Origin of the sequence: Lactiplantibacillus sp. DA1 (assembly GCF_032681335.1) — a bacterium.
Lineage (GTDB): Bacteria > Bacillota > Bacilli > Lactobacillales > Lactobacillaceae > Lactiplantibacillus.
In genome coordinates, this window is the sequence record NZ_JAWHTQ010000002.1 from 381,049 (window position 1) to 402,884 (window position 21,836).

Annotated in this window: 21 protein-coding genes; 5 read left to right on the forward strand and 16 right to left on the reverse strand. The window is 42.3% G+C overall.

The window, feature by feature from the left end:
• Positions 1-99: 99 nt before the first annotated feature.
• From RXV91_RS04450 to RXV91_RS04465, 4 genes are all read left to right on the forward strand, one after another.
• On the forward strand, positions 100-855 hold the full coding sequence (locus RXV91_RS04450; RefSeq protein ID WP_003644567.1) for a DeoR/GlpR family DNA-binding transcription regulator: 756 nt from the start codon (positions 100-102) through the stop codon (positions 853-855).
• On the forward strand, positions 852-1,769 hold the full coding sequence (gene pfkB / locus RXV91_RS04455) for a 1-phosphofructokinase (RefSeq protein WP_316438820.1): 918 nt from the start codon (positions 852-854) through the stop codon (positions 1,767-1,769). The genes RXV91_RS04450 and pfkB overlap by 4 nt, the downstream gene beginning before the upstream one ends.
• Before the next feature lie 21 nt (positions 1,770-1,790).
• Complete coding sequence (locus RXV91_RS04460; protein ID WP_316438821.1) at positions 1,791-3,758, forward strand: fructose-specific PTS transporter subunit EIIC; 1,968 nt, start codon at positions 1,791-1,793, stop codon at positions 3,756-3,758.
• Between the two features lie 129 nt (positions 3,759-3,887).
• Positions 3,888-5,213: a metallophosphoesterase gene (locus RXV91_RS04465; RefSeq protein ID WP_316438822.1), complete on the forward strand. Its 1,326-nt coding sequence runs from the start codon at positions 3,888-3,890 to the stop codon at positions 5,211-5,213.
• Positions 5,214-5,239: 26 nt separating this feature from the next.
• Here RXV91_RS04465 and RXV91_RS04470 read toward each other — a convergent pair whose 3' ends face one another.
• From RXV91_RS04470 to RXV91_RS04525, 12 genes are all read right to left on the reverse strand, one after another.
• A complete protein-coding gene (locus tag RXV91_RS04470; protein ID WP_396426727.1) occupies positions 5,240-6,607 on the reverse strand; it encodes a lipopolysaccharide biosynthesis protein in 1,368 nt (455 codons plus the stop codon).
• A 130-nt stretch (positions 6,608-6,737) separates the two neighbouring features.
• The gene (locus RXV91_RS04475; RefSeq protein ID WP_316438825.1) at positions 6,738-7,442 is read right to left on the reverse strand and encodes a glycosyltransferase; all 705 of its coding nucleotides are present in this window, start codon (positions 7,440-7,442) and stop codon (positions 6,738-6,740) included.
• 209 nt (positions 7,443-7,651) lie between these two features.
• Positions 7,652-8,773 carry an EpsG family protein gene (locus RXV91_RS04480; RefSeq protein ID WP_316438826.1) on the reverse strand — a complete coding sequence of 374 codons (1,122 nt, stop codon included), beginning with the start codon at positions 8,771-8,773 and terminating at the stop codon, positions 7,652-7,654.
• Positions 8,774-8,788: 15 nt separating this feature from the next.
• Positions 8,789-9,589: a glycosyltransferase gene (locus tag RXV91_RS04485; RefSeq protein WP_316438827.1), complete on the reverse strand. Its 801-nt coding sequence runs from the start codon at positions 9,587-9,589 to the stop codon at positions 8,789-8,791.
• Between the two features lie 30 nt (positions 9,590-9,619).
• Positions 9,620-10,750, reverse strand: coding sequence for a glycosyltransferase (locus RXV91_RS04490; protein ID WP_316438828.1), 1,131 nt, complete (start codon positions 10,748-10,750; stop codon positions 9,620-9,622).
• A 34-nt stretch (positions 10,751-10,784) separates the two neighbouring features.
• Positions 10,785-11,447 carry a sugar transferase gene (locus RXV91_RS04495; protein WP_316438830.1) on the reverse strand — a complete coding sequence of 221 codons (663 nt, stop codon included), beginning with the start codon at positions 11,445-11,447 and terminating at the stop codon, positions 10,785-10,787.
• 30 nt (positions 11,448-11,477) lie between these two features.
• A complete protein-coding gene (locus RXV91_RS04500) occupies positions 11,478-12,266 on the reverse strand; it encodes a CpsB/CapC family capsule biosynthesis tyrosine phosphatase (RefSeq protein ID WP_316438832.1) in 789 nt (262 codons plus the stop codon).
• Positions 12,238-12,942 carry a CpsD/CapB family tyrosine-protein kinase gene (locus tag RXV91_RS04505; RefSeq protein ID WP_316438833.1) on the reverse strand — a complete coding sequence of 235 codons (705 nt, stop codon included), beginning with the start codon at positions 12,940-12,942 and terminating at the stop codon, positions 12,238-12,240. The genes RXV91_RS04500 and RXV91_RS04505 overlap by 29 nt, the downstream gene beginning before the upstream one ends.
• A gap of 19 nt (positions 12,943-12,961) precedes the next feature.
• Positions 12,962-13,711, reverse strand: a complete 750-nt coding sequence (locus tag RXV91_RS04510; protein ID WP_316438834.1) for a GNVR domain-containing protein — start codon at positions 13,709-13,711, stop codon at positions 12,962-12,964.
• Positions 13,712-14,121: 410 nt separating this feature from the next.
• Positions 14,122-15,936, reverse strand: coding sequence for an excinuclease ABC subunit UvrC (gene uvrC / locus RXV91_RS04515; RefSeq protein ID WP_316438835.1), 1,815 nt, complete (start codon positions 15,934-15,936; stop codon positions 14,122-14,124).
• Positions 15,937-16,145: 209 nt separating this feature from the next.
• Complete coding sequence (locus RXV91_RS04520) at positions 16,146-16,886, reverse strand: amino acid ABC transporter ATP-binding protein (RefSeq protein ID WP_316438836.1); 741 nt, start codon at positions 16,884-16,886, stop codon at positions 16,146-16,148.
• Positions 16,879-18,354, reverse strand: coding sequence for an ABC transporter substrate-binding protein/permease (locus RXV91_RS04525; protein WP_316438837.1), 1,476 nt, complete (start codon positions 18,352-18,354; stop codon positions 16,879-16,881). Before RXV91_RS04525 ends, RXV91_RS04520 begins: the two co-directional genes overlap by 8 nt.
• 205 nt (positions 18,355-18,559) lie before the next feature.
• On the opposite strand from RXV91_RS04525, the gene RXV91_RS04530 reads away from it, so the two are divergent.
• Positions 18,560-18,727, forward strand: a complete 168-nt coding sequence (locus RXV91_RS04530) for an SPJ_0845 family protein (RefSeq protein WP_021732057.1) — start codon at positions 18,560-18,562, stop codon at positions 18,725-18,727.
• Between the two features lie 136 nt (positions 18,728-18,863).
• Here the strand turns inward: RXV91_RS04530 and RXV91_RS04535 are convergent, their stop codons facing one another.
• The 4 genes from RXV91_RS04535 to clpX form a co-directional block, all read right to left on the reverse strand.
• Entirely contained in the window at positions 18,864-19,271 is a 408-nt protein-coding gene (locus RXV91_RS04535) for an iron-sulfur cluster biosynthesis family protein (protein WP_316438838.1), read from the reverse strand.
• A 139-nt stretch (positions 19,272-19,410) separates the two neighbouring features.
• Entirely contained in the window at positions 19,411-19,707 is a 297-nt protein-coding gene (locus RXV91_RS04540; RefSeq protein WP_021732059.1) for a nucleoside triphosphate pyrophosphohydrolase family protein, read from the reverse strand.
• 1 nt (position 19,708) lies between these two features.
• The gene (gene yihA, locus RXV91_RS04545) at positions 19,709-20,302 is read right to left on the reverse strand and encodes a ribosome biogenesis GTP-binding protein YihA/YsxC (RefSeq protein WP_033610947.1); all 594 of its coding nucleotides are present in this window, start codon (positions 20,300-20,302) and stop codon (positions 19,709-19,711) included.
• 162 nt (positions 20,303-20,464) lie between these two features.
• A complete protein-coding gene (clpX, locus tag RXV91_RS04550) occupies positions 20,465-21,730 on the reverse strand; it encodes an ATP-dependent Clp protease ATP-binding subunit ClpX (protein WP_316438839.1) in 1,266 nt (421 codons plus the stop codon).
• Between the last annotated feature and the right edge of the window lie 106 nt (positions 21,731-21,836).

Consider the following 21,836-nt stretch of genomic DNA (forward strand, 5'->3'; position numbering starts at 1 on the left):
CATTTAATGACGGCTTTTGATTTATTTTGACAGTTTTTGGAGGTTTTTGTTGCATTTTGACGTTTAAACAGGTATATTATTATGCGGAGGGATTTGAAAGTGCTTACAGAAGAGCGTCAACAATACATTTTAAATACGATCCGTTTCAAGGGCATTATTAAAATCAAGGACATCTGTTCTGAAACCCGCTGTTCCGAGTCCACGGCCCGCCGTGATCTCCAACAATTGGAAGAACAGGGTGAATTGTTACGCGTCCATGGTGGCGCAAAATACATGAACTCGCTTCAAGAAGAACCCGCGATGAACGATAAAGTTTCCCGCAATGTTAATGCCAAGGACCATATCGCACAGCAAGCGGTTGCAAATATTCAAGTCGATGACGTGATTTATTTGGATGCTGGTACTTCAACACTGGCGATGATCCACCATTTAAATCCCAGTTATAACTTGCGTGTTGTCACTAACGGGGTCGTCCATGCTTCCGCCTTAGCGGACATGGGCATCCAGACCTACTTGCTTGGTGGCAATTTGAAAGGCACCACCAAAGCCGTGATTGGTCCCGAAGCCGTTAAGTCGCTAGAGGAATATCGGTTCAACAAAGTTTTTCTTGGCATCAACGGTGTCCATCCCAAATTCGGGCTCACAACACCCGACCCTGATGAAGCGGTCGTCAAAAAAACCGCAATTTTACAAAGTGAAGAAAGCTTTATCTTAGCTGACAACACTAAGTTCGATCACGTTTCCTTTGCGCGCGTTGGTGATTTATCCAGTGCGACCATCATCACCGACCAACTCACACCAAGCGTTGCCGAACAATATCAACCATTAACTACGATTCAGGAGGTTCAATCATGATTTATACCATTACTGTCAATCCATCAATTGACTACGTGGTGCAACTACCCCAAATGACCCTCGGCAGTGTTAACCGGTTAGCACATACGGCGAAACTACCCGGCGGTAAAGGTATCAACGTTTCACAGATTTTAAACGACCTACACCAACCCAACAGAGCTCTCGGCTTTATCGGTGGGTTTACCGGCACGTTTATTAGTGATGCTTTAAAAGCCAAGGGCCTAGATTGCCACTTCACCCCAATTGCCGATGATACCCGGATCAACGTGAAAATTCACGCTGAAGAGGAAACCGAATTAAATGGTGCGGGTCCCGACATCACGGCGAATGAAATCGACAACTTCTATACCGAATTAGCCGATCTAACACCAGATGACGTGGTCGTCATGTCTGGTAGTCTGGCACCTAGCTTACCTGATAGCTTCTACTACGATATCATTCAAAAGGTTGAAGCTGCCGGTGCGAACTTTGTCATCGACACGACCGGTGAAGCCTTGAAGAAGACCTTGCCAAGTCACCCACTTGTGGTTAAACCGAATAACCATGAACTGGCTGATTACTATCACACAACGTTTAATGGCCAAGCCGATATTATCACGGCGGGTCAACGGATGCTAGCTGAAGGCGCACAACACGTGCTGATTTCAATGGCTGGCGATGGTGGCCTCCTAATCACCAAAGATGCGGTCTACTTTAGTCCCGCACCTAAGGGCCAAGTAATCAACTCAGTCGGTGCCGGTGATTCAATGATTGGTGGTTTTGTCGGCACATTTGCCAAAACACACGACGCCGTTGAAAGTTTCCGTTACGGTCTCGCCTGCGGATCCGCAACCGCCTTTTCGGAAGACATTGCGACCCGCGCCAAGATCGACGAAATCTTGCCACTCATTAAAATTGAAAAACTCGCTCACTAAAGAAAGGACTGTTACCTTAACATGGATATCCGCGATTTATTACTAAAAGATGTCATGATCATGGACATGCAAGCCACGACCAAAGACGAAGCGATTGATGAATTGGTTCATAAATATGCCGAACAAGGTGTCATCAATGACGAAGCGCTCTACAAGCAGGACATCATCAAACGGGAAGCTGAATCAACGACTGGAATTGGTGATGGGATTGCCATGCCACATGCCAAAGACAAGGCAGTTAACCGAGCAACCGTTATGTTTGCTAAGAGCAAAGCTGGCGTTGACTTTAATGCCTTAGATGGTCAACCAGTACACCTCTTCTTTATGATTGCTGCCCCTGAAGGTGCCAACAACACCCATTTAGCCGCTCTCGCTGCGCTTTCAAGTTTATTGATCGATCCTGAGTTGGTCGCTAAACTTAAAAATGCACAATCACCAGAAGAAGTCCAACAGCTCTTCGGTGATGCGCAAGCCGCTAAGGAAGAAAAAGAAGCCAAAGACGCTGCTGCCAAGGCTGAAAAAGAAGCCGCTGCCGCCAGTTCAACAACGGACACAAAACGTCCTTACCTAGTTGGGGTTACCGCTTGTCCCAATGGGATCGCCCATACTTACATGGCGGAAGCCGCTTTGATCAAGGCTGGGGAAGCCGCTGGGGTCGACATCAAAATCGAAACGAATGGTTCTGAAGGCGTTAAGCATTTATTGACCGCCGATGAAATTGCCCGTGCCGATGGTGTTGTGATTGCTGCTGATAAAAAGGTCAAGATGGCCCGCTTCGATGGTAAGCACCTGGTTAACCGCCCCGTTACTGACGGGATCAACAAGGCCGATCAATTAGTTCAAGAAGCCTTGAGCGGTAAAGCACCTGTTTATCACGATGCTGATGGTGGCACTGCTGATGACGATGAAGGCGGCAGCGCTAATGGTAGTGTTTGGGGTGAAGTTTACAAAGACTTAATGAACGGAATCTCCCACATGTTGCCATTCGTTGTCGGTGGTGGGATCTTAATGGCCCTCTCCTTCATTATTGAACAATTTGCCGGTAGTAAGAGCCTGGCCTTTACTTTCTTCAACCAAGCTGGTAACATGGCCTTCGCTTTCATGGTACCCGTCCTAGCTGGTTACATCGCCGAATCAATTGGTGACCGCCCTGCTTTGATGCCCGGGTTCGTTGGTGGGTTCATGGCCACGGTTTACACTGGCGCTTACGGTGGTGTTTACACAGCTTCCATTACTGCCAATGCTAAGAGTCCCGCTGGATTCTTAGGCGGTTTAGCCGCTGGTTTCTTAGCCGGTTACATTACCGTTTGGATGAAGAAGTGGACCAAGAACATGCCACAATCCCTAGACGGAATGAAACCAATGTTAATTTTCCCAATTCTCGGATTATTGATTATTGCTGCGCTAATGTTCTTCGTTGTTAACCCAATCTTCTCAGTTATCAACGCTTGGATTACCCATTTCTTAAACTCAATGGGTACTGGTAATGCCGTTCTCTTAGGACTCGTACTTGGTGGTATGATGTCCATCGATATGGGTGGTCCTTTCAACAAGGCTGCTTACGTCTTCGCTACGGGTGCCTTTACTGCAACTGGACATGGGAACTTGATGGCTGCTGTTATGGCTGGCGGGATGGTTCCACCATTGGCAACTGCGATTGCAACTGCCTTCTGGCCAAAGAAGTTTACGGATGACGAACGTAAAGCTGGTATCTCCAACTGGTTACTTGGTATTTCCTTTATTACTGAAGGTGCCATTCCATTCGCCACGGCTGATCCATTGCATGTGATCGGTTCAAGCGTGATTGGTGCCGCCATCGCCGGTGGTTTAACCCAACTTTGGGGCGTTGCCGTCCCTGCTCCTCATGGTGGTCTCTGGGTTTCATTACTTGCCACGAACATCTGGGGTTACATCGGCGCTACCATTATCGGTGCCGTTATCGCTGGGGTTGTCCTTGGTATTTGGAAACCAGCTAAAACAACTAAATAATGCTATGCTAAAAAAGACGATCATTATGATCGTCTTTTTTGTTAGCCAAATTAACGAAATCTCTGTCTAATCCTGCTAAAAAACGGGTATAATAAAATTAATATGTTGTTTAGAATCGAGACGAATTTGATGAAATTATGGAAATCTATCTTAGGCATCGGAATGTTGCTGCTCGGTGGCATCCTCTTATCTAGCTGCCAAAAAACTACGGCCACCACCCTGCCGCCCGTCACGCATAACACTTTAACGGCCATGGTTATCAGTGATGACCATGTCATTGCGCCGAGCTTACATGATAGTGGTAAGGCTTTCAGCCAATATGCTGGCAACGATGCGGGGGCTGATTTAAAATACAGTGCCACAATTTTTCGCGCATTTATCGCTAAGGCCCTGGCTACTAAACCCGATGTTGTTCTCGTCAGTGGTGACATCACCAATAACGGCGAAAAAGCCAGCCACGAGTACGTTGCTAAGCAGCTCCGCCGACTGACTGACCATCACATCCGAGTTTATGTCGTCCCTGGTAACCACGATTTGAATAACCCAATTGCCCGCCGTTTCAAAGGAAACCATCAATATAGTACCGAGGCGACCAGCCCGACCCAATTTAAAAAAATTTACCGGCAAGCTGGTTACGGTCAAGCTAGTGAACATGATCCTAATTCACTCGGGTACTTAGTCAAACCAAGTAAACACACTTGGTTTCTGATGTTAAACTCAGCCATCTATAAAAGTAATTATCAACAAGGCAACTCAACGGTCGGTGGCGGTTTAACAGACGGCACCTTACAATGGATCGCCAAAGTCGGCAAACAAGCTAAACAGGCCCATGCAACACTCATTCCCGTGTTACATCACAATACGATGGACCATACTGTTATTCATCAAGACTATACAATTGGCTACGCTGAAGATGTTCGCAAAGCACTGACAAACGCTGGTATTAAACTAACACTCAGCGGCCACATTCATGCGCAAAGTATCAAATCGACCAAAGTTGTTGGACGATCGTTAACCGATATTGCTAGTGGTGCCTTAATTTTAGGATCGCACTATTATGGCACGCTGAAGATCAATCAAGCTAACGGTACTGCTACCTACCGCGCAACCCCATTAAACGTGAGTGCCTACATCAAGCAACGACAAGGTGTTAAAGCCACGCGGACTTATCAAAAATATGACCATAATGTGTTATATGCGGCCGGCTATAATGCAGCACTGAGCCAACTATATGAAGATCGCGACGAGACTAAGCTATCAACCGCCAAAGTTAACCAATTAGCGCGTGGCATGGCCGCTGCCAACATCGCGCTGTTCCGGGGCACATCAGTCACAAATAGTGCCACTATTCAGGCCTGGAAACAAATGCCATCAGATACAAGTCTGCGCGGATTCGTGCTGGCAACTCAAAAGTTACATGGCAATGTAACGTGGTCGGGAAAAGTTCGGCAATAATAATCAGTATAGTGGTCCCCTCAACTTTAATGGTTTAGTCTTACTAAGCGTAATAATTTGGCAGACCTGATTAGGCTTTGACGGCTGTAGATCATCAGCACAACTAGGCCAACCATTAAGGGATACCGTACTAATGGAAATGAATAAGTACTCAGCAACAGTATGCCGATTATGATAAATCCACCGGCAATCATCACTAATACGCGAGTGTTGTACAAGGTTGTCTTCAGCGTTTGACGACAAACATGTTGCATCATCAGATAATGACCAATTGCGTACAAAATGTAGCATATTAACGTCGTATAGCCAGCAACGTAGTAACCAAATAATGGTATCAATAACAAATTAAGACTGATATTTAGTATGGCTGCACACACACTAGCAATCGTAATAAATATTGTGCGCTCATAGTACAACTCAAACATCGCAAACAGATCATATGCAAAAATAAACAAGCTACTCAACGCCACGGGCGGAATAATCCAAATTGCATCGCGATATGCTGGTGGTGCAAATAGACTAACAATTTCAGGAGCGATAGCTATCAGCACAATATTCACGCTGGCAATTGCTAGCATCGCAATATACCCGACTACTGCGATATTCTCAATTGATTGAGTCTTGATTTTCTCATAGATCCAGGGATTAATTGTCTGCTGAAAGGCGATATTGACCATGAGCATGATCTGTGCAATCGAGTAAGCTAAACTATAAATTCCAGCACTCTTCGCATCCACCATTCGCTCAATCATAATCCGGTCTGCGCCACTCAAAACCAATTGTGACAAGAAATGTGGCAATAATGGTATGTTGAAAACCATGGCACGCCACCAGAATCGTTTCGAAAAAAACTGTCGTCCCTGATACATCTGTCTCACGAACAGGCCAGTGTACCCAATCAATTCAACTAATACTAAGCCTAAGATTCGGGCAGTTACTTTATCATTCATACCAGTTACAAATAGAACTCCCACAATTGGTTTCCCAAACGAAACCAAAATCGTAACTACTAGACGCTTATATTTTAATCGAACCCGTTGCTCTGCCGACCAGAAACTAAAAACAGCCGTCGTCCAAATCATCACTAACATAAGTAACATTTGAACTGTACTCAGATTAAACAAGTGATTCCAAAATTGCCAACGCCAACCATAGATAATCGTCCACCCAAGCACCAAACACAAGGTCAATCCTTGTAGACTGGATGAAAATATTGAGCGTTCCTGCTCATATTTAACCAGTCCTTGCGTGTAAACACCATAAAATAAATTGAGTGTTACAATGATCGTTATTATTCCAACCCAAGCACTAAAGACGTTAAAACGACCGTACTCCTGAGCTGAAAGCAGCCGCGTAAAAATCGGAGTTGTCAAAATTGAAATTCCTTTTTGCAAAAATGAACAAATGAAAAAAGCAATCAATACTTTGACCCTCAAGGGTAATGTTCGTATCAGTAATATGGGATTTCGTCTAATTAACATTCAACTTCCTTTCTATCGGCCCTAGTCTCGAATCAGCTACCTACTACTTAATCTTGATACAGCGATAAAATAGATTACGCCCAATAATTCTTCTGATTAAGCGTCCAATTCTAATATGCCGTCGCGTACGGCGACTCAGTTCCGCGTAGTGATGAATACTAATAGTCGCCGCCGATAATTTACCATGCTGATTGCCATACTTTATTGGGCAAAAATATCTCGTTGGGTAAATCCGACTGGCACTAACTATTTGAAGCCGATCAAAGTATTTGAAACCCAAACTTCTAAAATAATTGGTTGTAATCGTCACACAATTTTGGTGTAAAAAATTCGTATTCCATGTATTTTTCTGATAAATTGCTAGCAGTGCCTGAACGTCCACATGTTGTGGTTCCGCTCCAAAGATCAACCCACTCGCAATCGAATCAAAATCTTCCAGTCCCCAAAAACACTGATTAGTAATTAGTGATGTTAATGGCGCGACTAGTTCAACATCCACATCAAGATAGAAACCACCATGGGATTCTATCTTCAATAAACGGACGAAGTCACTAACCAAGTCCAAACGTCCCCGTTGATACTGAATACGCGTATAGGCGTACTGCTCAACGTCAAAATTAGATTCATCCCAACGCTGAATCCGATATTCAGGTGCATACTTTTTCCAACTCTTCAGATTTTTCTGAAAGCCAATTGGTTCATCACTGCCACCAAACCAACAATAATGAATAATTTCCGGAATTGCCATTATTTGCTCCTTTTCTTAGATTTCATTTAATATTCTTCAGGCTAAAATATTTCTGTTAATCAAATACTAGTCTTAGAAATAACCATGCTAATTATTCTCGATTTTCTGTGTATCATCACACGTTTTACAGCTTTTAACGTTGTATTTTCATCTGCAGGCATTCACTATTTAGCTTTTATCGAGTAACTACTACTTTCCACGCTTTAACATCACTCAAATAATACACTCGTATATGGAATAACCATCGATAAGTTTTTACTCAACTGAACACCGAGGGGGACCAATGTAACCATTACCGTCCCCCCAATTGCTACCATTCGTACCACCATTTTCTCGTACAACGTTCCATGATAATTCAGGCAGTACCGATCAATTACTTCTGGAATATAAAAGGTGGCATAAATCGTAAAGTAAGTCAGCACCCGTGTCATTAAAATATTATGTGAAAAGCCAACACCGAGGACAACGACCAACGCCATTATCAACGTCAAGAAACCAAATTGTTTTTCCCGAATATCTTCAGTAAACGGCACCTGTCCCATTCTACCAATGACAATAACCCCCGCATAAAACAACATTACAAATAAGGTGCCTCCATGACTCTGGGACAGCAATGTCTCCGTACCAGTCACAGCAGGATCATTTTGGTACATTGAATAAGCCGAAAAAATCTGAGTGAAGCCTCTCGTTAGATAGGAATACAAGCTTACGATAACCACACTAGCTAAACCAGACAATACTAATTTCAGCTTGGTCCATTTCAGCTGAGACATGGGCCAAAATAACACACCAATTAAAGCCGTAGCGTGTATTAGGACAGCACAAATTCCAAGACACCAAAACCACCATTGATGCCCTTGACGCAATAGAATAGTAGCAACTAACAAAATACTGATAGCTAAAAATTGTCGTCCAATATTCATACTTGTGAAATAAAAGTACATTGTGATGTACAAAACATTTGCTAACAAAACATTATGTACATAATAATTGATCGTTATTGCCACACCAAAAATGGTTAGCAACGCCGTTACTGCAATGATAAGTTGAGCATCATGACTGAACAGATATAAACAGTCACTATACAAATCATATAGCGGATATTTACTGCTGCTAAGGCTCTGCCATGTGAATGGTCTATGATTCTCAAACAAATTCCGATATAGCTTTGTATCTGTACCAACATTCATGGCACGCGTCGCAGACACGCTACCAAAAATCACAATAAATAAAATTGTCTGAAGCTTATTTCGAAGTCGGTCATTAAATTGTAATTGCACGACCACCCCAATCACGACGTATATCATCAATAATGTAAAATAAAATATCATAACAAGTATTCACCATCATTCCAATCTAAAATGGTGTCGATGATATCGCTGAATCATTTTTTGCGGAATTAAAATCTTACATAGTTCATATAACATAAAAACACGATACCAATGTGAAACCCCTAATCGCCATCGCCACTTGTACATTCTTATAACCAGACGAACACGCCGCTTGATGTTACGTTTTTTAAAAGATTGATTATCCTCTCGATAGTCCAGTAAAACATCCGTCAAATTAATTCCAACCAACCCGTAGGAATAAAATCGACACCAGTAATCATAATCCTCGATTCGAACAACATTTTCAGCTGTACTATACATTCCTACTCTTGTAATATCACACTTACGAAGCATTACCGTTGGATGTGCAAAAAGTTTGCCTCGCCAAATATCGGTTTTAGTTGGGATTCCCATCATTTTGGTTTGACCATAGATTCCCCGATCATCAAAAAAGTTGATATTACTCCCCACAATTGCAACACCAGGATATTGATCAAGATAGCTTGCTTGTACCTCCAGGCGATTAGCATGCGCAATATCATCGTCATCCATTCGTGCAATATAGATGCCAGAACAATGTGAAAAACCGTAATTGAGCGCGTTAGTGAATCCTGTTGGAAACTCGCTTTCAAAACTTTTAACCCGTGAATCTTGGGTGACATATTTTTGAATGATCTTTTGAGTCGCATCCGTAGAATGATCATTACAAATAATCAATTCAAAATCCGATTCAGTCTGGTTCAAGATTGAAAGAATGGCTTGATCTAAATGTGACTGCCCGTTCTTAGTTGCTAATACTACTGATATTTTAACCATCGTACTCCCCCATACCACATAAATACTTAGTTAAAGCCGTCTCTTAATTGCTTGTTGATAAATATGTTCAAGCTGCCCTGCCATCTGTTGTGACGACAAGTGATTATGCGCCACCATTTGATTACTCAAAAGTCCCCGATTATTCATTACCTTAGTATTCGCCATAATTTGCTCACACCAATGTTCCACTTGATAATCCGCGACAACCTTAAAAAGGGTCGTCGAGATCCGTGCTTCAGTAGGAATTCCAGCTGAAACAAATGTTTGTAATCCATTAACCTGAGCTTCCACCGCTGTCATCCCAAAAGCTTCAACAGACGAAGGAAAAAGATAACAATCCAGCGCTGAATAATACTTTTCAATCTGATGTTGACTACTTAGGATAGTTACAGCAGTCTGTAAGATTGGATTGGCGGCAACATGGGTCTTTAATTTGTTTTTCAATGGGCCATCACCGATTAGCAGAAAACGAAAATTAGGATTCTTTAAGACTAGCTTTTCAATCACGTCCAGTGCAAAAAACAATCGTTTGCAATTGACAAACCGAGTAAAGCTCCCAATCAAGATTTGAGAATCTTTTATTTGTAAAGTAGTTCGAATATCCCGCCTAATTACCTCTGAGAACTTGAAACGTTGTGAGTCGATACCATTCTTAACGACCTCAAACGGGTGCCGCTTAAAAATCCACCGCCCCGATTGCACGGTAGGTGCAACGTAAATAGTTGGAAACAATGTATTCCAGGGAGCTAGTACCCGCTTTAAAGTGTTTTTCTTAAAACCATCATTAGCTGCAATTAAATTATGGTTATGTGCAATCCGCACTGGAACCCGACTCACAAAGGCAGCAAACATTGGAAAAACGTTCAATGCACTAATATTCGCATGAACAATCTGGTAACGTTCTCGCTTGAACAGCCTGATCAAAACAGTTTGATAACAAATAACATCTTGATAAGGTGGGACGTAATGAATTTGTCCACCCAATTGTCGAATGACTTGAACCGGTACACTCGTTGAATCAGCATCAATAATGAAATCTACTGCAAACTTGTCTAAGTCACAACATTCCAAAAAATTTAATAACATCGCTTCAACACCACCACCAACCATCTTACCCACGACAATGCCAACTTTTATCGGTTTTAACTTACTCTTCGTCATATCAGTCACACTCTTTGAAATTTGTCACTCATGATTAATAGGCGCCTGTCGGTTTCACAACCATTTTTACAGTCTTCATAAGTATCCAAAGGTCATAACTGATGCTACTTTTTTGAATGTATATTAAATCTAGATAAACCATTTCATGGAAACCAACACTGTTACGAACTGTGGCTTGCCATAGCCCAGTACAGCCAGGTTTGACACACAATCGCTGTTGGTCATACTCCGTATATGCTACCACCTCAGTTGCAATCGGCGGTCGGGGCCCAACTAAACTCATATCACCGATGACAACGTTCCATAATTGGGGAAGTTCATCAATACTATATTTACGAATGAAGCGCCCGGTCCGTGTTACCCGTGGGTCAGTCTTCATCTTAAACATTGCACCTTCGATTTCGTTGTGCTGATGCAAAGCGGCTAAAAGTTGTTCAGCATCAGTAACCATTGACCTGAATTTATAAATTTTAAACGGTTGTCGATGGCGGCCAATCCGAATTTGAGTATATAAAATTCGCCCTTGCGGATCATCCAATTTAATTGCCAGTGCAACGATCATAAATAATGGCAAAAGCATCATCAAACCACAAATACTTAACACAAGATCCAAACAACGCTTAATTATTCGATAACCGTAACGCCGCTGTAATTTCGTTTGATCAATAATAACTAATTTATTACTAAAACTATCCATTTATATCAACACCTTTAATTATTATCAGGTTTACCATAGGGAACACTTGATTTTTCTTCGTGGAACTGTAATACGCGGTGCTACAAGTGGTTCACCATTTAACAGCATCTTAGCATTTGTTGCAAAAAATTCAGGATAATAACTATTCAACCGTGCTAGCACTTGATAACCCGCATTCATTAAAAACTCTCGCTTCGGCATCAAATGTGCATCCGTCGCAATCACTTGAATGAGTCCACATCTAATTAATTCCAAGGCTGTACTTTTAATCTGGCGACCAAAATTTCCTGTTAAACTCCCAGCCGTAGCTTGAGCTAAACACCCTTGTCTCACCAGCTCATACAGCCGGGTAGGTTGAGCCATAATTTGAGCATTCCGTTCCGGATGGGCAATCACCGGAATTGTCCCTTGATTCAATAATTCAAACACAACCTGTTCCAAATAATCTGGAACAGTCTCATGCGGTAATTCTAGTAGCAAATAATGCTTGTTTTTATCAATCCCTAACAACTTTTGATTTCCATCCACTAGATCATCACCTAAATGAACCTCTTGCCCAGCAAAAATCGTAAGCGGAATCGCCTGACGTTCCAACTCTGCTTGCAATTCAACAACTGCCCGTTCAATGTTGGGACCTTCATTATGATAACGTCGATCCAGATGGTGGGGTGTTGCCAATACATAACGAATGCCATCTGCCACAGCTTGACGAGCCATCAGAACAGCTTCCGTGAGCGTCTTTGGTCCATCATCTAATCCTGGTAGCAAGTGACAATGTAAATCAATATAATCAGTGGGCATCATTACCATAATAGCCATCACTATACCCAGGCATCTTAATATTCACATCATTCAATATAGCGCCTAAAAGTCGCGCTTGTGCTTTCTTCAACGCATCTACCGCCTGCCGCACCGCAATTTTTTCAACATAATTCTGCCGAACCACTAGTACAGTTCCGTCCATCTGGTGAGCCAAAAGACGCGCATCCGTCACCGACAGTACTGGCGGCGCATCAATTATTACTAAATCTAACTTGTGAGTTGTGGCTGTCAAAAACTCGGCCATTTGTTCACTTCCGAGTAGCTCGGCAGGATTCGGTGGTTTGGGACCACTCGGCATCACAAACAAGTGCTCACCTGCTTGATAAATAGCCTCGTTCACATCATTAAGTTGTTGACTCAACCATGAACTTAACCCCCGCTGATTACTAAGACCAAACGTTTGATGGACAGTTGGACGGCGCAAATCTGCATCCACCAATAAAACTTGCAAGCCTTTTTTGGCGTATTCAACAGCTAGATTCCCACTCACAGTTGATTTTCCTTCACCCTGGACTGCTGATGTCACCATTAGTGTCCGCAATGGTCGGCCCATTGTAGCAAAGTTAAGGTTCGTTCGAATCATCTTGATCTGCTCAGTAACGACTGACATTGGTGCGGTAATAGTACTTAGTTGCACAGCCGTTTGGGCGTACTTCAATTTTCTCTTTAACATCACTACTATTTCCTTTCGCTCAAACCCGCTTGCTAATCTGCGAGTCACCCAGTGATTTGTCTACCTTCAGTTGTACAGTTTGTGTTTGCTGCTGTAATTGATGGTTAATTAAGCCCAAACTAGTTAGCTGTAATTCTTCAGTTAAAAATTCAAGTGTTTGGACACGCCGATTCGTCAATATTCGAACACTAGCAAACATTAACCCGACCAATCCCCCTCCAACAATCCCTATTAAAATATTAGCCAATTTTTTGGGTGACACTGGAGCTTGTGGTACCTCAGCAGGTGCAACAATGGTTACATTATTAACCTTAATAATATGTTGAACTTGTTTTTGGAACGTTGCAGCAATTTGATTAGCAATTACCGCACTAGCTTGAGCATTATGATCATGGACAACGATTGAGAAAACCTGTGAATTCGCCGTACTAGTCACGGTAACGGCCTGTTTCAATGTACTGAGTGATCGTTGTAATTCGCCTTTTCCAAGTAAGGACTGCCTCACCGGTTTCAAAATGACTGGATTCGTAATTAGCTCTTTATACGTAGTAATCATTTGGACATCGGCCTGCTGACCAGTCAGATCATCCCCTGCACTGGTATGTTTTCGATTCACCAAAACCTGAACACTCGCTTGATACTGTGGCTGTGCGATCCACAAAGTCACGCTCATCGCAACTAGCCCTCCTATCATTGACAAACTCACGATGGCACGACCATACTCACGAATCAATTTCATTACAAATTCAAAAGTTAGTACTTGTTCCATATAACACGCTCCATTTTCTGACAGTTGATTTTCACTAAATGAATGTCATTCATTGTAAAAAAACATTCACAACGTACGCAACAACTTTCATGAATTTTCATGAAATTCATATAAATACAACTAAATATTATTAAAGAGCTCGTTTTAAATTGACATAATCTACTAAAATGTTATATTTATTGATAGTTACTATTCAAAAAAATATAAATAGTATGATATTTTGCATTACAATTTACTTGTATTCTCTGGTAATCATCACTTATAAATACGCATCTATCGATACACATCTGTCTACGTCATGGCATCTTTTGCCACTTAATATCAAACAATAAGCTACGCTAAAAAGCCATCTAGTTAAATTGCTAACTAGATGGCTTTAATTACAACACTATCATTTCAATTTTCAGTTGTTATGTGGCCCCTTTTTGATAATGCTTCGGCGTCAAGCCACCACCGGCTAATGAGAATTTCACAGTCTGTGCGACGTTTTTGGCAATCCCTAATGCCTGAATCTCCTCAACTGAGGCGCCGGCAATCTTACTCATGGAACCGAATTTACGCAATAACTTGTTCCGTGTCTTAGGCCCCACACCGGGAATTTCATCTAACCGTGAACTCAACGAATGCTTAGTATGCACTTGACGGTGGAAAGTAATAGCGAAGCGGTGCACTTCATCCTGAATCCGTTGTAGTAAGTAAAAGCCCTGACTCTTAGGATCAAGATGCAGATGCTGGTCACCAGCCGATGCGAGTAAGTCCGCCGTCTTATGATGATCGTTCTTAACCATCGCCGCAACCGGTGTTGCAATTCCTAATTCGTTCTCTAAGACGTCCTTTGCTGCTTCGAGTTGAATTTCGCCACCATCCATCAAAATTAGGTCCGGTAACGCTGTATGCTCCTTCAACAACCGGGTATAACGCCGTCGAATCACTTCACGGGTCGAAGCTGCTTCATCCGCATGATCAACCGTCCGTAACTTATACTTTCGGTATAATTTCTTATTCGGTTGCCCGTCTGTGAAGACGACCATCGCGGAAACTAAGTCCGCCCCCTGAATATGGGAGTGGTCAAAAGCTTCAATTTTATGTCCGGCCGGAATGCCTAAAGCATCAGTAATTTCCTGCATCGCACCAGTCGTCTTACGCTCGTCCAACTCCAACAACCGGAACTTTTCTTCCAAAACAATACGCGCATTCTTTTGGGCCATATCTAGCAAATCCTTCTTCTGTCCGCGCTGGGGTGTCCGCACGGGAATACCTAGAATATCACTTAGGACCTGTTTATCTAGTCCATTGGGAACCAGTACTTCGCGTGGCAGCACATTATTCTTGCGGTTGTAAAATTGCAGGATAAAACTCGTCATTTCTTCTGGCGCCGTCGACACAACTGGAAACAACCTTTTCTCGCGTTTCATCAGCCGCGCTTGGCGAATAAAGAAGACTTGAATTGAAAGCCAGCCCTTGTCCAAGTAAAAATTAAACAAATCACGTGGCGTATTGTCATTTGAAATGATCTTTTGTTTTTCAACGGTCATCTCAATGTAATTCAATTGATCACGCAATTCAGCGGCCCGTTCAAATTCCAATTCAGCGGCGGCTTTGTCCATCCGTTTCGTTAATTGCTTTTTGACCGTTTCAACATGGCCATTTAAGAAGGTTTTGATTCGTTTGATCTGCGCGTCATACTCCGCCGTTGGTACTGTCTTGAAGCACGCACCAAGGCATTGGCCCATGTGATAATACAGACATGGCCGCTTTTGAAATCCATGACACCGACGTAACGGATAAACTTTCTGAATAAAGTTGACCGTCTCTTGAGCAGCGTAAACGTTCGGATATGGACCGAAATAATACCCACCATCTTTACGAACATCGCTCACAATTAAAATTTGGGGATCACGTTCATTAGTAATCTTGATGTACGGATAACCTGTCCCTTTTTTTAGTTTAATATTAAAATAAGGTTGGTGCTTCTGAATCAACGTAATTTCTAACAGGAAAGCTTCTTTATCCGTTGAAGTCACAATAAATTCAAAGTCCGCAATCTCCGAAACTAACCGTGCTGTCTTTCCGGTATGGCTACTTTTAAAATACGAGCGCACCCGGTTTTTCAAGTTTTTGGCCTTACCAACGTAAATAATCTGACTATTCAAATTCTTCATCAAATAACAACCCGGTAAGTCAGGTAACAAAGATAATTTATGTTCAATATGCGCGGATGCCATGTCACACCTTCCCTTCGTTTAAATTAGCATTAATAGTATACCGCCTGACAACATGTGGCTCAACCAATCGGCCTGCAAATATGATGCTAATTATGCAAACAACTGCCGGTAACAATTATTTACCAAGCCATAACCCCCAATCATCTTCGTTGACCCAAACAAAAACCGGCCGTTCAGCATAATCTGACGACCGGTTCACGTTCAAGTATTTACATTAAAATTTTTGAGAGAAAGTCTTGGGCCCGTTCTGTTTGCGGATTTGCGAAAAATTCATCAGGCGTGTTATTTTCTTGAATATAACCATCCGCCATGAACCAAATTCGATCCGCCACTGACTTGGCAAAACCCATTTCATGCGTGACCACGACCATCGTCATCCCATCCTTGGCCAACTCTTGCATAACGTTCAAGACTTCGCCAACCATTTCGGGATCTAATGCAGACGTTGGTTCATCAAACAACATCACTTCAGGATTCATTGCTAAGGCCCGCGCAATGGCCACACGTTGTGCCTGCCCGCCCGATAGACTACTTGGAAAAGCGTCCGCATGGTCATCCAACCCTACTCGTTGTAATAGCTCATGGGCGGTCTTAGTCGCCGTTGCAGCATCCGTATGTTTGACTTTCATCGGTGCTAACTTGATGTTTTCTAGTACCGTCATGTTCGGGAACAGGTTGAAGCCTTGAAAAACCATCCCCATCTTTTCCCGCAACGCATTAACACTCTTAGTATCCAGTGTCGTCAAATCTTGACCCTCAAACGCCACTTGCCCACTAGTTGGCGTTTCTAACAAGTTCAAGCACCGTAAAAAGGTACTCTTACCACCACCAGAAGGTCCAATAACCACAATCACCTGTCCGGGTTCTACTTTTTCAGTAATATCTTTTAAAACAACGTTATCACCGAAGCTCTTCGCAAGGTCTTTAACTTCAATCACTGGTTTAGTCATGTTGCATTCTCCTTTCGAAGTAGTTCAAAATACGTGAAGCCGTAAAGGTCAAGATAAAGTAGAGGACCATAATAACGACAATCGGTGCGACACCACGATACGTGTCAGAACGAACAATGTTACTTTGATAGATTAGTTCCGTTACCCCAATAATTGAGACGATCGAACTATCCTTAATCAACGTAATAAATTCGTTGCCTAGTGACGGCCAAATATTTTTGAGCGCTTGTGGCAAGACGACATACCGCATCGTTTCACCATTAGACATTCCTAAACTCCGAGCAGCCTCCGTTTGACCGATATCCACAGAATTAATCCCCCCACGAATGTATTCGGCCACATAAGCACCAGAGTTTAAAGAAATCGCAATGATCCCAGAAGTCAGGGCCGGCAAATTAACGAAGAGTCCTAATCCAAAATAGACGAACATCACTTGGACCATCATTGGCGTGCCCCGGATAAATTCAACATATGCCGTTGCTAACCAACGAATAGCGGTCTTCAGTGGGTTGCCTTTGGTCATCCGAGCTAAGGCTAGTAGAATCCCAATGATAAAACCGAAGAAAACGGAACAAACGGTAATGATTAACGTGTATTCAATCCCTGTTGCAAAAGCTTTCCAGTAATGTCCCATTGAGGTGTTAACCGTGTTGGTCTTCAGATACTTACCAGCAGCTGGCAAGTATTGCTTTTTAACTAAATTTTCTTTCTTAATTTGATCAACCGTCTTGTTAACCTTGTTAACTAAGCTAGTTGATCCCTTTCGAAACGCAATTGCTGAACTCGTTGCATCAGAACTCATATTGAAGTCGCTAGGAATTGCGACTAGATTTTTATTGTTTGAAACATAGGCTTCAGCAGACGGCTTTTCCATCGCAACCCCGTCAACTTTATGGCTTTGTAACGCCAAGATCAGGTCCGACTGTGAAGTCATACCCTTTGCTTTAGTATTCGAAGTTTGACTCTTGATGGCATTATATTGCGTAGTTCCTGTCTGGGCACCTAATGTACCACCCTTGAATGAGTCCTTATTCTTATATTTGGCTTTATCAGTCTTGTTGATAACAATGTCATAACCACCTTTATAATAAACGTGGGTGAAATCAACATTTTTCCGCCGTGATGGCGTTGGGTTCATCCCAGAAATAATCATATCGATCTTGCCAGTCTGTAAGGCAACCAATAATGAATCAAAGGACATCGACTTGATCTTCAGCTTAACCCCTAAATCTTTAGCCACCTTTTTACCGATCTGCACATCCATCCCAACGACTTTACTCTTGCCATTGACCGTCGCTTGAAATTCATACGGCGGATAATCTGGGGACGTCCCCATAATGAGGACCCCCTTCTTTTGAATCTGTTCTAACGAATTATCGGCCGCTTGTGCATGCGACTGCCCGAGCGGAACAACCGTCATGAGCAGGGCCACAATAATGGCTAACAACCACCCAAATCTTTTTTTCATATGCTTTTCTCCTCGTCTGTCATTTACAAGAATAAAGTATAACCGCTTATGATTATTTATGCAAGTATTTTTGTAAAATTCTTTATTTTATGCATAATTAGCGCTTTTATACACGTATTTGCCCCTTAATTGTGTATAAAAGACGAATAACTGACAAATGACACAAAATTTGCTATCATTAGCGGTAACCGAAAGGAATGATAACATGGCTTTAAAAGTACAACGTCAAGATAATCTTGATAAACTATTCGATAAATTCGCAATCGGTCCTGACGATAAAGATAAGCTAACCACCAAAGCCGTTCAGGAGACAATTGATGAACATGCCCAACGACAACCTAAGTCAACCGATAAACCAGTTGATCACAAATAACCAACAATGTAATTAGTAACGACTGCATCACAAAAAGAGCCTCCAACTTAACTGGAGGCTCTTTTTCGTTCTTAAGTTTACTTTATAGAAACAGCCCAGCACGCACATAATAACTTAGGCTTGTTGACTGGCTAAATTAACAAATCTTTGTGCCAATTGTCTGCATCTTTTCACGACGTTCAGCTTCTGTCTCTGGAGAAACATCACGCCAATCCACAACTGACAAGGCACCATCAAGCATCCCACTATCGTCCTTCAAGGCTAAGGCATTGTGCCAGCGAGAAATATTTAGCCCATTACCAAGATAAGCTTCATCGGCAGGAGCCACGTGCATGATATAGCCCGCATTATTTTCAAGCGGGGTTGTATAATCCGGATCAGCTTCCTTTAGAATGACTAGTTGAAATTTATTACCAATAGCACAGCTACCACCTAAACTAGAGTATTTGTTAGAACCATCATCGGTTGTTAAAATAACTTGGCTGCCTGCAGGAATCTTGTCCGCCAAATAGGCTTGAGCATCGTCTTTGATATTAATTTTCATTGAAATCATCCTCCGTATCAAAATAATTAAGTTGTGCACAACTCTTTTACAATTATTAATTTACGCCATTTGATCAGTAAATGCAATTAATTGACTCATTTGGACAAAAAAACACCCACAAATGCGGGGGTGTTTTTTGCTACTTGACCGGTTTACCATTCGGATACTTATCGTTTAGCTTGGTAATATTCTGCTGGGCAACTTCTTCAAACGGAATATCAGCCCATTCAGCGACCTGTGATAAGTACCATAACACGTCGCCCATCTGTTTTGTTAACTGATCTTTATTCAATCGTTCGCCATGAAATGTATATTTTTTAACCAAATCAACGACTTGGCCGGTCTCAGAAGCTAAGCCTAAGGATAAATTCGTCAAAACCTGTTCATTTCCATATAACGTCCGATTTGCTAATGATTGATATTCATTAAATTCCAAGTTAGTTGCCTCCCACAGTATGTGCTTCAATCCATTGCCAAATGGCATCCTTGCCTTCCTTAGTTTTAGCCGAAAACGCAATAAAATCATCTTCAGCTTGGAAGTTGAGTGTTTTCTTAATTAAGCTTTCCTGTTTATTCCATTTGCCACGCGGAATCTTATCACTTTTAGTAGCGACAACCAGCAAAGGCATCTGATAGTACCGCATCCACTCATACATAGTAACGTCATCCTTAGTGGGGGCATGCCGTGCATCCACTAGAATAACGACTCCACGCAACGTGTCCCGGCTTGTCAGGTACGTCTCGATCATTTGCCCCCACTTCTCGCGTTCCTTCTTAGAAACCTTGGCATAGCCATATCCAGGAACGTCAACAAAGTATAACTGATCTTCAACCTTATAAAAATTCAGCGTCTGTGTCTTACCAGGTTGACTAGACGTCCGCGCATAGCTATTTCGGTTGATCAAGACATTGATCAATGACGATTTGCCGACATTTGATCGACCTGCTAGACCAATTTCTGGAAAACCAGTAGTTGGGTACTGACTTGGTGCCACTGCGCTCATGACAAGTTCAACGTTATGCACTTCCATCGAATTAACTCCTTCTGCAATCATTATTGCATTCATTTTACCATAATTTTAGCGTTCACTAGGACACAACGCTCAGATTTGATTTAAACAGCATTCAGGACCGCGGATGAATGCTCATCGCGGTCCTGAATGAAAAATGCTATTACGGGCTCTTTAAAAACTTTAGGAAGCCTTTTGATCCGCTAAAACAAGTTCTGGTTCGGCATGATCAGCTACTGTCGCGCGGGTAATGATCACTTTCTTAACGTCTTCACGACTTGGAATATCATACATGATATCCCGCATGGTGTCCTCGATAATTGAACGTAACCCCCGAGCACCCGTATTGCGGGCTAATGCTTCTTGGGCAATCGCTCGTAACGCGTCATCGTTAAAATCCAGTTCAGCCCCATCTAAAGCAATCAGACGCTGATATTGCTTAACAAGCGCGTTCTTTGGTTCCGTCAAGATTCGCACCAAATCATCTTCAGTTAAACGCTCGAGCGCGGTTAAAATTGGCAACCGACCAATAAATTCTGGAATTAATCCGAATTGTAATAAGTCTTCTGGGACAACTTGTTGCATCAGACTCTTGGAATCATCCAAGACCGCATTCTTACCGTCCGTATCAGTGCCAAAACCAATCGTCTTATCACCTAACCGCCGCTTAACAATTTCTTCAATTCCATCAAAGGCCCCACCAACGATAAACAAAATATTCGTGGTATCAATTTGGATAAATTCTTGTTGCGGATGCTTACGCCCACCCTGCGGCGGCACATTTGCAATCGTACCTTCCAAAATCTTCAAGAGTGCTTGTTGAACCCCTTCACCAGAAACATCACGGGTAATAGAGACATTTTCACTCTTCTTGGCGATCTTATCAATTTCATCAATATAAATAATGCCCTTTTCGGCACGCTCAACATCGTAATCAGCATTTTGCAATAACTTCAGTAAAATGTTTTCAACGTCTTCACCCACATAACCAGCTTCGGTTAATGTCGTCGCATCTGCAATCGCAAATGGGACGTCTAAGATCCGGGCTAAGCTTTGTGCCAGGAAGGTTTTCCCAGAACCAGTAGGCCCAACTAAACTAATGTTACTCTTTTGTAATTCCGGACCATCATCAGTCTCTTCATCACTGTCAGCCATAGCCTTAACCCGTTTGTAGTGGTTATAGACCGCAACTGAAAGGGTCCGCTTCGCTTCATTCTGACCGATCACATATTGGTCCAGCTCGTCTACAATTTCTTTAGGCGTTGGAATATCTGTTAATTCATGCGTTTGTTCTTCACTAAACTCTTCATCGATAATTTCTTTACATAAATCGATACATTCATTACAGATATAAACGCCGGGGCCAGCCACGATCTTTTTAACTTGATCTTGTGATTTACCACAAAACGAGCAGTTCACAGGGCCGTTTGTCTCGGTATTCTCAAACATTCATTCTCACCTCATCGATGTATTTACATGGATTAATCATAACAGAAAAACTAAGCTAAAACCAGCTTAGACACTGTCTTCTACGTCCATTACTATAACATGGACG

Excerpts from the sequence above, each read along its gene's own strand:
- pfkB (WP_316438820.1), top strand. The coding sequence starts at position 852 with ATGATTTATACCATTACTGTCAATCCATCAATTGACTACGTGGTGCAA.
- RXV91_RS04460 (WP_316438821.1), top strand. The coding sequence starts at position 1,791 with ATGGATATCCGCGATTTATTACTAAAAGATGTCATGATCATGGACATG.
- RXV91_RS04465 (WP_316438822.1), top strand. The coding sequence starts at position 3,888 with ATGAAATTATGGAAATCTATCTTAGGCATCGGAATGTTGCTGCTCGGT.
- RXV91_RS04475 (WP_316438825.1), bottom strand. The coding sequence starts at position 7,442 with ATGGCAATTCCGGAAATTATTCATTATTGTTGGTTTGGTGGCAGTGAT.
- RXV91_RS04480 (WP_316438826.1), bottom strand. The coding sequence starts at position 8,773 with ATGATATTTTATTTTACATTATTGATGATATACGTCGTGATTGGGGTG.
- RXV91_RS04485 (WP_316438827.1), bottom strand. The coding sequence starts at position 9,589 with ATGGTTAAAATATCAGTAGTATTAGCAACTAAGAACGGGCAGTCACAT.
- RXV91_RS04490 (WP_316438828.1), bottom strand. The coding sequence starts at position 10,750 with ATGACGAAGAGTAAGTTAAAACCGATAAAAGTTGGCATTGTCGTGGGT.
- RXV91_RS04495 (WP_316438830.1), bottom strand. The coding sequence starts at position 11,447 with ATGGATAGTTTTAGTAATAAATTAGTTATTATTGATCAAACGAAATTA.
- RXV91_RS04500 (WP_316438832.1), bottom strand. The coding sequence starts at position 12,266 with ATGGCTATTATGGTAATGATGCCCACTGATTATATTGATTTACATTGT.
- RXV91_RS04505 (WP_316438833.1), bottom strand. The coding sequence starts at position 12,942 with ATGTTAAAGAGAAAATTGAAGTACGCCCAAACGGCTGTGCAACTAAGT.
- RXV91_RS04510 (WP_316438834.1), bottom strand. The coding sequence starts at position 13,711 with ATGGAACAAGTACTAACTTTTGAATTTGTAATGAAATTGATTCGTGAG.
- uvrC (WP_316438835.1), bottom strand. The coding sequence starts at position 15,936 with ATGGCATCCGCGCATATTGAACATAAATTATCTTTGTTACCTGACTTA.
- RXV91_RS04520 (WP_316438836.1), bottom strand. The coding sequence starts at position 16,886 with ATGACTAAACCAGTGATTGAAGTTAAAGACCTTGCGAAGAGCTTCGGT.
- RXV91_RS04525 (WP_316438837.1), bottom strand. The coding sequence starts at position 18,354 with ATGAAAAAAAGATTTGGGTGGTTGTTAGCCATTATTGTGGCCCTGCTC.
- RXV91_RS04530 (WP_021732057.1), top strand. The coding sequence starts at position 18,560 with ATGGCTTTAAAAGTACAACGTCAAGATAATCTTGATAAACTATTCGAT.
- RXV91_RS04535 (WP_316438838.1), bottom strand. The coding sequence starts at position 19,271 with ATGAAAATTAATATCAAAGACGATGCTCAAGCCTATTTGGCGGACAAG.
- yihA (WP_033610947.1), bottom strand. The coding sequence starts at position 20,302 with ATGGAAGTGCATAACGTTGAACTTGTCATGAGCGCAGTGGCACCAAGT.
- clpX (WP_316438839.1), bottom strand. The coding sequence starts at position 21,730 with ATGTTTGAGAATACCGAGACAAACGGCCCTGTGAACTGCTCGTTTTGT.